The organism is Streptomyces sp. NPDC003697, assembly GCF_053587115.1.
Genome location: NZ_JBSFNN010000003.1, coordinates 1 through 12,293, shown reverse-complemented (window position 1 = coordinate 12,293; position 12,293 = coordinate 1). Strand labels below are relative to the sequence as shown.

Annotated in this window: 14 protein-coding genes; 7 read left to right on the top strand and 7 right to left on the bottom strand. The window is 70.3% G+C overall.

Annotation, left to right across the window (positions count from 1 at the left end; translation table 11 throughout):
* Positions 1 to 101: 101 nt before the first annotated feature.
* Positions 102 to 857: a transglycosylase SLT domain-containing protein gene (locus tag ACWDNY_RS01675; protein ID WP_451643685.1), complete on the bottom strand. Its 756-nt coding sequence runs from the start codon at positions 855 to 857 to the stop codon at positions 102 to 104.
* A gap of 498 nt (positions 858 to 1,355) precedes the next feature.
* Here ACWDNY_RS01675 and ACWDNY_RS01670 point away from each other — a divergent pair, with 498 nt between their 5' ends.
* Together ACWDNY_RS01670 and ACWDNY_RS01665 are read left to right on the top strand one after the other, a co-directional pair.
* A complete protein-coding gene (locus ACWDNY_RS01670; protein WP_451643684.1) occupies positions 1,356 to 2,501 on the top strand; it encodes a GAF domain-containing sensor histidine kinase in 1,146 nt (381 codons plus the stop codon).
* Positions 2,494 to 3,135, top strand: coding sequence for a response regulator (locus ACWDNY_RS01665; protein WP_451643683.1), 642 nt, complete (start codon positions 2,494 to 2,496; stop codon positions 3,133 to 3,135). Before ACWDNY_RS01670 ends, ACWDNY_RS01665 begins: the two co-directional genes overlap by 8 nt.
* A 93-nt stretch (positions 3,136 to 3,228) precedes the next feature.
* On the opposite strand, the gene ACWDNY_RS01660 is transcribed toward ACWDNY_RS01665, so the two are convergent.
* On the bottom strand, positions 3,229 to 4,023 hold the full coding sequence (locus tag ACWDNY_RS01660; protein WP_451643682.1) for a hypothetical protein: 795 nt from the start codon (positions 4,021 to 4,023) through the stop codon (positions 3,229 to 3,231).
* 155 nt (positions 4,024 to 4,178) lie between these two features.
* On the opposite strand from ACWDNY_RS01660, the gene ACWDNY_RS01655 reads away from it, so the two are divergent.
* From ACWDNY_RS01655 to ACWDNY_RS01645, 3 genes are all read left to right on the top strand, one after another.
* Positions 4,179 to 4,976: an ABC transporter ATP-binding protein gene (locus ACWDNY_RS01655; RefSeq protein ID WP_451643681.1), complete on the top strand. Its 798-nt coding sequence runs from the start codon at positions 4,179 to 4,181 to the stop codon at positions 4,974 to 4,976.
* A gap of 53 nt (positions 4,977 to 5,029) precedes the next feature.
* Positions 5,030 to 5,461, top strand: coding sequence for an NfeD family protein (locus ACWDNY_RS01650; RefSeq protein WP_451643680.1), 432 nt, complete (start codon positions 5,030 to 5,032; stop codon positions 5,459 to 5,461).
* A gap of 144 nt (positions 5,462 to 5,605) precedes the next feature.
* Positions 5,606 to 6,565: an SPFH domain-containing protein gene (locus ACWDNY_RS01645; protein ID WP_451643679.1), complete on the top strand. Its 960-nt coding sequence runs from the start codon at positions 5,606 to 5,608 to the stop codon at positions 6,563 to 6,565.
* A 123-nt stretch (positions 6,566 to 6,688) separates the two neighbouring features.
* Here ACWDNY_RS01645 and ACWDNY_RS01640 read toward each other — a convergent pair whose 3' ends face one another.
* From ACWDNY_RS01640 to ACWDNY_RS01630, 3 genes are all read right to left on the bottom strand, one after another.
* The gene (locus ACWDNY_RS01640; RefSeq protein WP_451643678.1) at positions 6,689 to 7,198 is read right to left on the bottom strand and encodes an HNH endonuclease; all 510 of its coding nucleotides are present in this window, start codon (positions 7,196 to 7,198) and stop codon (positions 6,689 to 6,691) included.
* Positions 7,199 to 7,397: 199 nt separating this feature from the next.
* On the bottom strand, positions 7,398 to 7,937 hold the full coding sequence (locus tag ACWDNY_RS01635) for a YbhB/YbcL family Raf kinase inhibitor-like protein (RefSeq protein WP_451643677.1): 540 nt from the start codon (positions 7,935 to 7,937) through the stop codon (positions 7,398 to 7,400).
* 229 nt (positions 7,938 to 8,166) lie between these two features.
* The gene (locus tag ACWDNY_RS01630; RefSeq protein ID WP_451643676.1) at positions 8,167 to 8,949 is read right to left on the bottom strand and encodes a sporulation protein; all 783 of its coding nucleotides are present in this window, start codon (positions 8,947 to 8,949) and stop codon (positions 8,167 to 8,169) included.
* A 231-nt stretch (positions 8,950 to 9,180) separates the two neighbouring features.
* Here ACWDNY_RS01630 and ACWDNY_RS01625 point away from each other — a divergent pair, with 231 nt between their 5' ends.
* Complete coding sequence (locus ACWDNY_RS01625) at positions 9,181 to 9,792, top strand: DNA-3-methyladenine glycosylase (RefSeq protein ID WP_451643675.1); 612 nt, start codon at positions 9,181 to 9,183, stop codon at positions 9,790 to 9,792.
* Between the two features lie 220 nt (positions 9,793 to 10,012).
* Here ACWDNY_RS01625 and ACWDNY_RS01620 read toward each other — a convergent pair whose 3' ends face one another.
* The gene (locus tag ACWDNY_RS01620) at positions 10,013 to 10,309 is read right to left on the bottom strand and encodes a hypothetical protein (protein ID WP_451643674.1); all 297 of its coding nucleotides are present in this window, start codon (positions 10,307 to 10,309) and stop codon (positions 10,013 to 10,015) included.
* Positions 10,297 to 11,460, bottom strand: a complete 1,164-nt coding sequence (locus ACWDNY_RS01615; RefSeq protein WP_451643673.1) for a recombinase family protein — start codon at positions 11,458 to 11,460, stop codon at positions 10,297 to 10,299. The genes ACWDNY_RS01620 and ACWDNY_RS01615 overlap by 13 nt, the downstream gene beginning before the upstream one ends.
* On the opposite strand from ACWDNY_RS01615, the gene ACWDNY_RS01610 reads away from it, so the two are divergent.
* The gene (locus ACWDNY_RS01610; protein ID WP_451643808.1) at positions 11,386 to 11,916 is read left to right on the top strand and encodes a DNA-3-methyladenine glycosylase; all 531 of its coding nucleotides are present in this window, start codon (positions 11,386 to 11,388) and stop codon (positions 11,914 to 11,916) included. The genes ACWDNY_RS01615 and ACWDNY_RS01610 overlap by 75 nt on opposite strands.
* Positions 11,917 to 12,293 lie beyond the last annotated feature (377 nt).

Here is a 12,293-nt window from a genome sequence, read left to right as displayed (position 1 = left end):
CGACGGGCGGCACCTCGCCGGGGCGCCGCCCGTTCCCGCACGACGAAGGGCGGCACCCGCGGGTGCCGCCCTTCTGCGTGTCTCAGAGGTCCGCGCCGACCTCAGTACGCGCTGTTGACGTTGTCGATCGAGCCGTAGCGGTCGGCCGCGTAGTTGGCGGCGGCGACGATGTTGGCGACCGGGTCGTAGATGTTGTTCGACGTGCCGGAGACGTGGTAGGCGGCGAAGGTCGGCGGGATGACCTGAAGCAGACCCTTCGACGGGATGCCGTTGACGGCGTTGATGTCCCAGTTGTTGATGGCGTAGGGGTTGCCTGAGGACTCCCGCATGATGTTGCGGTGCAGGCCGCTGTAGGAGCCCGGGATGTCGTGCCGGTCCATGATGTCCAGCGCCTGCCGGATCCAGCCGTCCAGGTTGTTGCCGTAGCTCTTGGCGGCGACGGGCGCCACGTGCGGACGCGCCGCGGCCCGGGAGGCGGCCTGCGCGGCGTTGCGGGCGGCCTCGGCCTTCTGCTGCGCCGCGGCCCGGTGCTGGGCGGCGGCCTGCGCCGCGGCCCGGTGCTGGGCGGCGGCCTGCGCCACGGCCTGCTTCCTGGCCTCGATGGCCTGGACCTTCAGGCTGTCGGTGGCGAGCTGGTCGGTCACGCTGGCCTTGACGTCCTTGATCGGCTCGGAGCTGAAGCGCACCGGAGCGGACGCGGGAGCCTGGGCCACGGTCGACTCGGCCTGGCTCGGGGCGGCGGAGACGGCGATGGCGGCGGCACCGAGGGTGGCGACACCGGCGGCGGCCAGCTTGTGGGACCTGGTGAGGGACTTGGCCAGGGCACGACTGCGCTGGAGCACGTTGTTTTCGGGCATGGCGAAATGGACCTCTTCGAGTTGCGCGGAGGTCGCTCCTCGGACGGCGGTGGCAGTGGCCTTACCGCAAGAACGCCGCGGGCCGAACCCGCAGCGCTGAGCGACGAGAGCCATTCTTAGCGGCCGCAAAAACTCCAGGCAAAGGTGTGACGTACTATGCCGGATCGTCGTGCAGGAATCGGTGAGGCGGGGCCGACAGGGTCGTATGTCCCGTTCATACGGGTCTGCTGAGTCTCCTAGGCCCCTTCGTACGTGATCTGCGCCCTATGCCCGTCCTCACACCGTGGGCGCCCGCGCCTCACCGGCCGTTGCCCTCGCAACGCGCTGGGTGAGCGGCTTCTCCACGCGGACGGGATGCCCGTCGCCGAACGTCGTGCCGGAGCGTCTGCTCGCCCACGGCCCCTTCACACCCACGCGCCGCCCCGACCGCTCCGGCGGCAGCGGCCGCCGGGACGGCCGGCCCGGTCCCCGCCGCCGCACCGCCGGTACCGTGACGGCATGAGTCAAGGTCCCCGGTCCGGCCTCGCCGCGGTGAGCTCCGCGCTGCTGGCCATGAGCAGGCACCTGGAAGTGCGGGACGTCCTGAAGACGATCGTCGCCTCGGCCCGCGAGCTGCTCGACGCCCGGTACGCCGCCCTCGGCGTCCCGGACGACCACGGCGGCTTCGCCCAGTTCGTGGTCGACGGCGTCAGCGACGAGCAGTGGCGGGCGATCGGCCCGCTCCCGCGCCAGCACGGCGTCCTCGCCGCGATGCTGCGCCAGTCGCGGACCGAGCGCCTCGCCGACGTGCGCAAGGACCCCCGCTTCGAGGGCTGGCCGGCCGCCCACCCCGAGCTGTCGGACTTCCTGGGCATGCCGGTCCGCGACGGCGACGAGGTGATCGCCGCACTGTTCCTGGCGAACAAGGACTGCCGGAAACCGCTCGGGAGCTGCGGCTTCACCGAGGAGGACGAGGAACTGCTGTCGATCCTCGCCCAGCACGCCGCGATCGCGCTCACCAACGCCCGCCTGTACGAACGCAGCCGTGAGCTCACCATCGCCGAGGAGCGCTCCCGCCTCGCGCACGAGCTGCACGACGCCGTCAGCCAGAAGCTGTTCTCCCTGCGTCTGACCGCCCAGGCCGCCACCGCGCTCGTCGACCGCGACCCGGCGCGCGCCAGGGAGGAACTGCACCAGGTGGCCGCGCTCGCCGCGGAGGCCGCCGACGAACTGCGCGCCGCCGTCGTGGAGCTGCGTCCGGCGGCCCTCGACGAGGACGGCCTGGTCGCCACCCTGCGCACCCAGATCCAGGTCCTCGACCGCGCCCACACCGCACGCGTCACCTTCACCGCCCGCAGCGTCAGGGCGCTCCCGGCCGCGCAGGAGGAGGCCCTGCTCCGCGTCTCCCAGGAGGCGCTGCACAACGCGCTGCGCCACTCGGGGGGCCGGCACGTCGACGTGACCCTGGAGCGCCGCGGCTACGGCGCCGTCCTGCGGGTCGCCGACGACGGCGCCGGCTTCGAGCCCGGCACGGTCTCCCGGGCGGGACGCCATCTCGGCCTGGTCTCCATGCGCGACCGGGCGAGCGGCGTCGGCGGCACGCTGACGGTGGAATCGGCGCCCGGCAAGGGCACCACGATCGAGATGGAGGTCCCCGGTGGCTGAACCGATCAGGGTCCTGGTCGTCGACGACCACCAGGTCGTACGCCGGGGCCTGCGCACCTTCCTGGAGGTGCAGGCCGACATCGAGGTCGTGGGCGAGGCCGCGGACGGCGCGGACGGCGTCGCCCGGGCCGAGGAACTGCGGCCCGACGTCGTCCTCATGGACGTCACGATGCCGGTCATGGACGGCGTCGAGGCCCTGCGGCGGCTGCGGGAACTCGCCAACCCGGCACGTGTGCTGATCGTCACCAGCTTCACCGAACAGCGCACCGTGGTGCCGGCCCTGCGGGCGGGCGCGGCCGGGTACGTGTACAAGGACGTGGACCCCGACGCGCTCGCGGCGGCCATCCGCTCCGTGCACGCCGGGCACGTCCTGCTGCAACCCGAGGTCGCGGGTGCCCTGCTGTCCCAGGAGGAGGGCCAGTCCGGCCACGGCAGAGGGGGCTCGCTCACCGAGCGGGAACGCGAGGTGCTCGGCCTGATCGCGGACGGCCGCTCGAACCGTGAGATAGCGCGTGCGCTGGTGCTCTCCGAGAAGACCGTCAAGACGCACGTGTCGAACATCCTGATGAAGCTCGACCTGGCGGACCGTACGCAGGCCGCGCTGTGGGCCGTACGGCACGGCGTGACCGGCTGACCCTCTCCTCCAGGCGTACGGAAGATCCCCCTCCGCTCCGAGACGCCCACCGTCGCGGGAACGCCCCGACCGCGGCGCCGCCCACCACCCGCCTCAGTACGCCCTTCTCTCCCGCTCCTCCACGACGGAGTTGTACGCCGCGACCCGCGCCCGCCGGGCCGTCCGCTCCACCGGACGCAACGCCGCCGCCCGCGCCCCCATCTCCGACGCACTCACCGCGCCCCCGTGCCCGTTCTCCGTGGCCAGCGACACCAGGAGCCCCACCCGCTGCGCCAGCTCCAGCACCCGCACCGCCCGCGGCGGATACCCCGGAGCCAGTACCCCCCGCCCCCGTGTCCCCTCGGCCCGCGCCCGGTACGCGTCGATCGCCGCCTCCGCCACCGGCCCCGACCCGGCGACGTCCAGCCGCGACAACACTTCGGTGGCCTCCCGCAGGGCCTCCGCCAGCTCCCGCTCGGCCTCGCCCAGCGCCGGCACGTCCGCCGGCGGCGCCTCCCGCACCGGCAGCACATGCCAGACCACCTCGACGTGCACGTCACCCTCCGGCCCGGCCTCGTACACCTCCGGCACCAGGCCGACGGCGGCGCCGTGACAGACCACGGCCTCCTCGGCCTCCAGCGCCCGCGCGTTGAACTCCGGGGGCCCGCTCAGCCCCAGCGGATGCCCCGGCGCGGGCAGCGCCACCCGCAGCCCACTCACCCCCAGCGCGCGCAACCGCCCCAGCGCCAGGGTCAGCCCGACCGGCGCCGACTCGCCGGGCAGCCCCTGAACCCGGTGGACGGCATCGTCCCCGACGATCGCCAGTACGGCGTCGTCCGGTGAGACGATCCCGGCCAGGAGTGCGTTTCCCCAAGCGGCGAGGCGTCCAGAACGCGGTTCCGAGAACATGCCCTCCACCCTAAGGACCGGACCGCCGGAACGGTGTCCCCGGCCGGTGGCGTAGATTTTCCAGTGGGCTGCGCCCACCGGCGCGGCTGACCGAGCCGCAGGCGTACGCGAGCGACAGCCGAGACCGGCACACTGCAAGGGGAGACAACGCGCTCATGAGCGATGTTCTGGAGCTTCAGGACGTATCCGTGGTCCGTGAGGGCCGGGCTCTGGTGGACCAGGTCTCCTGGTCGGTCAAGGAGGGCGAGCGCTGGGTCATCCTCGGCCCCAACGGCGCCGGCAAGACCACCCTCCTCAACGTCGCCTCCAGCTACCTCTACCCCACCAAGGGCACCGCCACCATCCTCGGCGAGACCCTCGGCAGGCCCGGCACCGACGTCTTCGAGCTGCGCCCCCGCATCGGCGTCGCCGGCATCGCCATGGCCGAGAAGCTCCCCAAGCGCCAGACCGTCCTGCAGACCGTGCTCACCGCCGCGTACGGCATGACCGCCGGCTGGCAGGAGGAGTACGAGGCCGTCGACGAGCAGCGCGCCCGCGCCTTCCTCGACCGCCTCGGCATGACCGAGTACCTCGACCGCAGGTTCGGCACCCTCTCCGAGGGCGAGCGCAAGCGCACCCTCATCGCCCGCGCCCTGATGACCGACCCCGAGCTGCTGCTCCTCGACGAGCCCGCCGCCGGGCTCGACCTGGGCGGCCGCGAGGACCTGGTCCGCCGCCTCGGCCGGCTCGCCCGCGACCCGATCGCCCCCTCGATGATCATGGTCACGCACCACGTGGAGGAGATCGCTCCCGGCTTCACCCACGTCCTGATGATCCGCCAGGGCAAGGTCCTCGCCGCCGGCCCACTGGAGCTCGAACTCACCTCGCGCAACCTCTCCCTGTGCTTCGGCCTGCCGCTGGTCGTCGAGCAGGTCGGCGACCGCTGGACCGCCCAGGGCCTGCCGCTGACCTGATCCGGCCCCCTCGTGCCCTGTCCGCGTGAGACCGGCGGACCTACCATGAGCGTGTGAACGACATCGACGCATGGGTGTGGTGGCTCGTCGGCGCGGCAGCGCTCGGAATCCCGCTCGTGGTGACCGCGATGCCGGAGTTCGGCATGTTCGCGGTGGGCGCCGTGGCCGCGGCAGTCGTCGCGGGACTCGGCTTCGGCGTCGTGGCCCAGGTGCTCACGTTCGCTGTCGTCTCCGTCGCCCTCATCGCCGTCGTGCGGCCCATCGCCAACCGGCACGGCAGGCAGCGCCCCCAACTCGCCACCGGCGTCGACGCACTGAAGGGCAGACAGGCCGTCGTCCTCGAGCGTGTGGACGGCTCCGGGGGCCGCGTCAAGCTCGCCGGCGAGGTCTGGTCGGCACGCGCGCTCGACACCGGCCGCAGCTACGAACCCGGCGAGGAAGTCGACGTCGTGGACATCGAGGGAGCCACCGCGATCGTCATGTGACCTCGGACAACGCGGGATGGCGCAACTGGACCGAACACCCCACACGGCACGCGACGGTCTGTCAGACTCGACCAGCAAGATCTTCAGCAGTCCATAGGATCTTCCGAGAACGCCGAGGCGGAGAAGGAGACGGGGAGCGGGACGATGGAACCGGTCATCATCGTTTTGATCATTCTGGTGGTGTTGGTCTTCATCGCCCTGATCAAGACAATCCAGGTCATTCCACAGGCCAGCGCCGCCATCGTGGAGCGCTTCGGCCGCTACACACGCACGCTGAACGCGGGGCTCAACATCGTCGTCCCGTTCATCGACACCATCCGCAACCGCATCGACCTGCGCGAGCAGGTCGTACCCTTCCCGCCCCAGCCGGTCATCACCCAGGACAACCTGGTCGTCAACATCGACACCGTCATCTACTACCAGGTGACCGACGCCCGGGCCGCCACCTACGAGGTCGCCAGCTACATCCAGGCGATCGAGCAGCTCACCGTCACCACGCTGCGCAACATCATCGGCGGCATGGACCTCGAGCGCACCCTGACCTCCCGCGAGGAGATCAACGCCGCCCTGCGCGGCGTCCTCGACGAGGCAACCGGCAAGTGGGGCATCCGCGTCAACCGCGTCGAACTCAAGGCCATCGAGCCGCCGACGTCCATCCAGGACTCCATGGAGAAGCAGATGCGCGCCGACCGCGACAAGCGCGCCGCCATCCTCCAGGCCGAAGGTGTCCGGCAGTCCGAGATCCTGCGCGCCGAAGGCGAGAAGCAGTCCCAGATTCTGCGCGCCGAGGGCGAGGCCAAGGCGGCCGCCCTGCGCGCCGAGGGCGAGGCCCAGGCCGTCCGCACGGTCTTCGAGGCCATCCACGCCGGCGACCCGGACCAGAAGCTCCTGTCCTACCAGTACCTCCAGATGCTCCCGAAGATCGCCGAGGGCGACGCCAACAAGCTCTGGATCGTCCCCAGCGAGATCGGTGACGCCCTCAAGGGCCTGTCCGGCGCCATGGGCAACTTCGGCCCCATGGGCGGCGGTTCGGGCGGCAGTGGCCCCTCCGCTGCCGCGGAGAGCGGCGGCACGGAACGCCGCGAGCGCCCGCGCATCGACTGAGGCCCGCCCCCACGACCGCGAAGTGTCCCCGCGCCCCCGACCGGAGCGCGGGGACAGCCGCCCCACGCGCCCACGACCGGCCGCCCGCTGCCGAGCGAGCACCTCGGCCGCCCAGGCCGGCCGTCAGGCGGCGGCGCCGTGCGCCAGCCACCCGGGCAGCGCCTCCAACTCCGCCTGCCCCAGCGCCAGCAGCATCGCGTCCGCCGGGCTCGGCTCGAACGGCTGCCGCAGCAACGGCATCCCCGCCTCCTCCGGCGTCCGGTTCGCCTTGCGGTGGTTGTCCTGCGCACACGACGCCACCGTGTTCAGCCAGGTGTCCTGCCCGCCCCTCGACCGCGGCACCACGTGGTCCACGGTCGTCGCCCGGCCGCCGCAGTACGCGCACCGGTGCCGGTCCCGCACCAGCACACCCCGCCTCGACCACGGTGCTCGTCTTCGGAAGGGCACGCGCACGTACCTGCACAGCCGGATCACCCGGGGCGCGGGTATGTCGACCGCGGCTCCCCGCATCCGCAGTTCGGGGTGGGCCTGCTCGACGACGGCCTTGTCCTGGAGCACCAGAACGACGGCTCGATTCACAGTCACCGTCGACAGCGGCTCGAAGCTCGCGTTGAGTACCAGCGTGTCCCGCATACCTGCCCACCTCCCGTGTGCACCGGCCCACCCCCTGGCGGGCTGGGACCAACTCTGGCCGGGCACGCCGGGAGGGACAACGCAATATCCCTTCCCCCCGGGAGGGCGACCCGCGCGTCCCCCGAGACAAAAGTGCCCGCCCCCGATCACTTCCATGACCGAAGGCGGGCAAACGTCCGGTGAACGCCCGGCCGGCTGCTCAGCCCTGCGCGGGGTTCTCGTACTCGCCGATCAGCTGGGCCCGCGCGATGGCGTGGAACCGCAGGTTGAAGCCCACCACCGCGGGAGAGGCATCCGCATCCGGACCGAGCCGGTCCTGGTCCACGGCGTACACCGTGAACACATAACGGTGCGGTCCGTCCCCGGGCGGCGGCGCGGCACCCCCGAAGTCCTTCGTCCCGTAGTCGTTCCGCGCCTGCACCGCGCCCTCGGGCAGACCCTCGAACCTCCCGCTGCCCGCACCGGCGGGCAACTCCGTCACCGAGGCCGGGATGTCGAACACGACCCAGTGCCAGAACCCGCTGCCCGTCGGGGCGTCCGGGTCGTAGCAGGTCACGGCGAAGCTCCTGGTCTCGGCCGGGAAGCCCTCCCAGCGCAGGTGCGGCGAGGTGTTCCCCGCCGCGTGGACCTGAGCGTCCTTGAGCGTCGCCCCTTCCTGGACGTCGTCGCTCGTCACCGTGAAGGACGGCACGGGCGGATGGAAGTCATGGGGGAGCGGCCGCCTCTTGAGCTCGGTCACCTCGGTACCTCCTGATCGGTTCTGGGATGACTCGCGAGCAACGGAGTCACCGGTTCCAGAGCCTATAAGGGCTGTCCCGCACTCCCCGGCGGGCGCACGACGACAGCTCCGGCACCTCGCCGCGTTGTCGGATCACCCGAACACCCCCCGGTACGAGGACGACCCTCCGCCGTGCGATGCACCGCATCCGACGCCGCGCGCTGATCCACCGCGGATTACGCGACAGCCCTCAGAACCAGTTGCGCCTGCTGCCGACCTCGGAGATCCACTGGTGCAGATACGCCGCCCAGTCGGTCCCCTGGTAGTCGTGCAGACCCACCTGGAACGACCGGAACGTGTCGCTGCCCTCGCTGAACAGACCCGGCTTCTTGTCCATCTCCAGTACGACGTCCATCGCGTGCTCGTCGGCCACGAAGCTCAGCTCGACCTGGTTGAGGCCCCGGTACTGGGACGGCGGGTGGAACTCGATCTCCTGGTAGAACGGCAGCCGCTGGCGCGTGCCGCGGATGTGACCGCGCTCCATGTCCGCGTTCTTGAAGCGGAAGCCCAGACCGATGAAGGCGTCCAGGATCGCCTTCTGCGCCGGCAGCGGGTGCACGTTGACCGGGTCCAGGTCACCGGAGTCCACGGCGCGCGCGATCTCCAGCTCCGTGGTCACACCGATGTGCATGCCGCGCAGGGACTGCCCGTCGATCATCGTGACCGGCGTCTCCCACGGGATCTCGAGACCGAACGGCACGGCGTGCACGGCCCCCGCCTGCAGTTCGAAGGCACCACCGAGCCGCACCTTGGTGAACTCGACGTCCTGCTTGTACTCCTGGTCGCCGCTCTCCACCTCGACCCTGGCCTGCAGACCGACCGACAGCCCCTCGATCTGCTGGTTGACGGACCCGCCCTGGATGCGTACCTCGCCCTGGACGACACCGCCCGGCACGACGTTGTCCTCGTGCAGCACCGTCTCGACGGAAGCCCCGCCGGCCCCCAGGCTCGCGAGCAGCTTCTTGAACGCCATGACTCTCCCTCTACGTGTGGATCCCTGATCCCTGTAAACGCGCCCCGGCCGCGGCCGGTTCCGTGCCGCACCCTGGCAGGACGCGGGGCCCCCTGGCCACCCCGCGCGCACCGATCCCCCTGCACTACGCTCGGACGGCATGTTCGCGACCTCCGACCGCATGCCCCTGCCCAGGGAGTTCTTCGACCACGTGTACGTGTACTTCACCTATGGCGTGTCAAGGCGGTCAGCATGAACGTTGCGGATCTTGCTTACCCCGCTGAAGAAGTCGCCCCCAGACTGCTCGGCGCCATCCTCACCCACAAGACTCCCGAAGGAACCGTGAGCATCACGGTCACGGAGACCGAGGCGTACTCCGGCGCTGCCGACCCCGCCTCCCACGCCTACCGAGGCAGAACACCCCGAAACGCCGTCATGTTCGGACCCGCAGGACATCTGTACGTCTACCGGTCTCACGGTCTCCACTGGTGCGCCAACGTCGTCACCGGGGCAGACGGCATCGCCACAGCGGTCCTCATCCGGGCAGGCAGGGTCATCGAGGGGGAAGACCTGGCACGCAAGCGGCGAGGGGAGAGGGTCGAGAGTCCACGGCTTGCCCGAGGTCCGGGAAACTTCTGCCAGGCTCTTGGCATCACGGGCGAGCACAACGGCGCGGACCTCCTGACAGGTACCTCGGTCGTGTTGTCCGAGGGCGAGCCTGTACCTGCCGCGCTCATCCAGGTTGGTCCTCGGGTAGGTGTGAGCAAGGCCCACGACTGGCAGCACCGGTTCTATCTTGCCGGTGATCCGACGGTCTCGGCGTACAGGCTGAGCCCGAGAGCCAAGCCGTCCGCCGGATCCTGAGCCGCTGTGCGCCTTGCTCCCGGCTCGCCGGTGGAACCGACTCGGCAACGCGACCCAATGCACGTTGTTGCATGAACTGGGGGGCGAGGGAGGCGCACAGAAGCTCTCAGGGATGTCCGGTTCTTCCTGGCCGAGTACGACGATGGGACCTGCCCGACTTGCGTCAGACAGGGCCCATGCTCACTGAGCGCCGGCACCAGGCTCGGCCCTCGTGACCGGATCAGGGGTTCCGGAACGTGATCCGGCAGTGCTCGGCCTTGAAGCTTCGGACCCCTCGACCGCGCGGCATCAGCTCGACCCGCTCGCAGACCTGCGTGACGACGGTCCGCACGTAGTCGATGCGGTCGGGGTCCTCGTAGTCCAGTTCCTCCCACAGGTACTCGATGTCGCCCAGGTCGACGCGCACCCGTTTCGCTGCCAGGTCTGCCAGCTCGGCCCGGATCTTGGTCAGGTCGGCGTCACACCTGCCGATACCCGTCCGCAGGGTCGACGCGTCGATATCCCCTACGGCGAACATCTCCGCCAGAGCGGTGCGCCTCCCGGATGCGGCAGTCTCCTCGGCCAGCAGTTCGGCCTCTCGCTCCTCGGCTGCGGCATCCGTGGCCGGTGCCGCGTTCCCTCCTCCGCCTTGTCGATGACCTTCCGGACAACGAGGGAGTCAAGAGCATCTGCCGGGCAGGTGATACATCGGCCACCTGAACAGGTGTAGATGCGGTATCGCTCGCCTGCCGCGGTTTTCTTGCTCCACCCCTGAGTGGCGACCGCCCGACATTTCGAGCAGCGGACCACGCCGGACAACAGGGCCTTGCGCTTGCCGCCGCCGCCCGTGTTGCGCTCGGGGTCGCTCAGGTAGCTGACCACGGCCCGGAACACGCCCTCGGAGACGATCGCCTCCCAGTTGCCCGCGCCGGTCTCCTCGGTCAGCCGCACGCGCTTCCCGTCCGGCCTCTCGACCCACTGCGAGTACGTCTGGATACCCGCGTTCCGCGGCTTCAGGAGGACACCCCGAAGGTTCGAGCTGCGCCACTCGTTGCCGTGCGGTGAGAGCAGTTCACGAGCGTTCCAGTCCTTCGCGATGGACCAGAGGGAGACACCGGTCAGGACATCCCGGTACGCCTGCCGTAGGGCTTGCGCCTCTGCCTCACGATGCCTGCCGTCACGCTCGAAGCCGAACGGGCGAGTACTCCAGAAGGGCCTCCCCGACTCTCTGCGGCGCTGGTGTCCGAGCATCTGACGCTCTACTCGCATCTCGGTCTCGTTGCGAGCCACAACAGCGCCTATGCGAGCAGCGAGCCGGCCGGACGGGGTGGACAGGTCGAGCACTCCCGGAGCCTGTGCGGCGGCCAGCGTGACGCCGGTCGCCTCGGCCAGGTCCACCAGGTCCTCAAGATCCCAGGGGGTGCGGTACATGCGGTCGTAGTGGCGAGACACGATGGCGTCTGCCCTGCCGTCCTGCACCAGAGCCTTGACGCGCTCCCACTCGTCGCTTCGCTCGGCTCCCCGCTTGGTGGAGGCCGACGTGTCCTTCTCGACGATCACGGCTACGACGGACCAGCCGTTCCGGTCGCACAGCGCCTGACTCAGCTCGACCTGCTGTGTCAGGTTCCCACCCTTGGACTCTTCGCCCCTCGGGGTGGGGCTGAGCCTGGCGTAGATGATCGCTCGCACTGCATGTCTCCTGCTTGTCGTTGCCTTGCCGATGGAAACGACACACGTGCTTGGTGGGTCACCTACGGCATGTGGCACTGCATGAACCTGGTCTGCGGACCGCAGGGTCGGGCGAGCGCGGTTCTGCTGCGGGCCGGCGAGATCGTCGAGGGCGCCGAGCTGGCCCGTGTCCGCCGGACGTCGGCCCGCAACGACAAAGAACTGGCCAAGGGCCCCGCCCGTCTGGCCACGGCGCTCGACGTGGACCGGGCCCTCGACGGCACCGACGCCTGCGCCACCGGCGAGACACCCCTGCGCGTCCTCACCGGCACGCCGGTTCCGTCCGGCCAGGTGCGCAACGGTCCGCGCACAGGGGTGGCCGGAGACGGGGGCGTGCAGCCCTGGCGCTACTGGATCGCCGACGACCCGACGGTGAGCCCCTACCGGGCTCATGCGCCGAGGCGGCGTAGAGGTTGACTTGGGCGGGCGAGGTGCGTAACGTAGCCCAAGCCGCTGAACCGGGTACGGCGATCGCCTGCAGCCGGAGCGGCCAACCCACTACTCACAGTCACCCCTCGGCGGGGTCGCTTCGGACGTGCACGCACATCCGAATACGAACTCGCGGACCTCGATTATGAATCGAGCCGGGGAATCGGCTAACGTAGTGAATGTCGAAAGGGCGACGGCGGAAGCCGGAAACTCAGCGGCATATCCCGCCGGCCGGGAATCGGATCGCCAAGATCTGATAGAGTCGGAAAAACCGAAGGGAAGCGCCCGGAGGAAAGCCCGAGAGGGTGAGTACGAAGGAAGCGTCCGTTCCTTGAGAACTCAACAGCGTGCCAAAAGTCAACGCC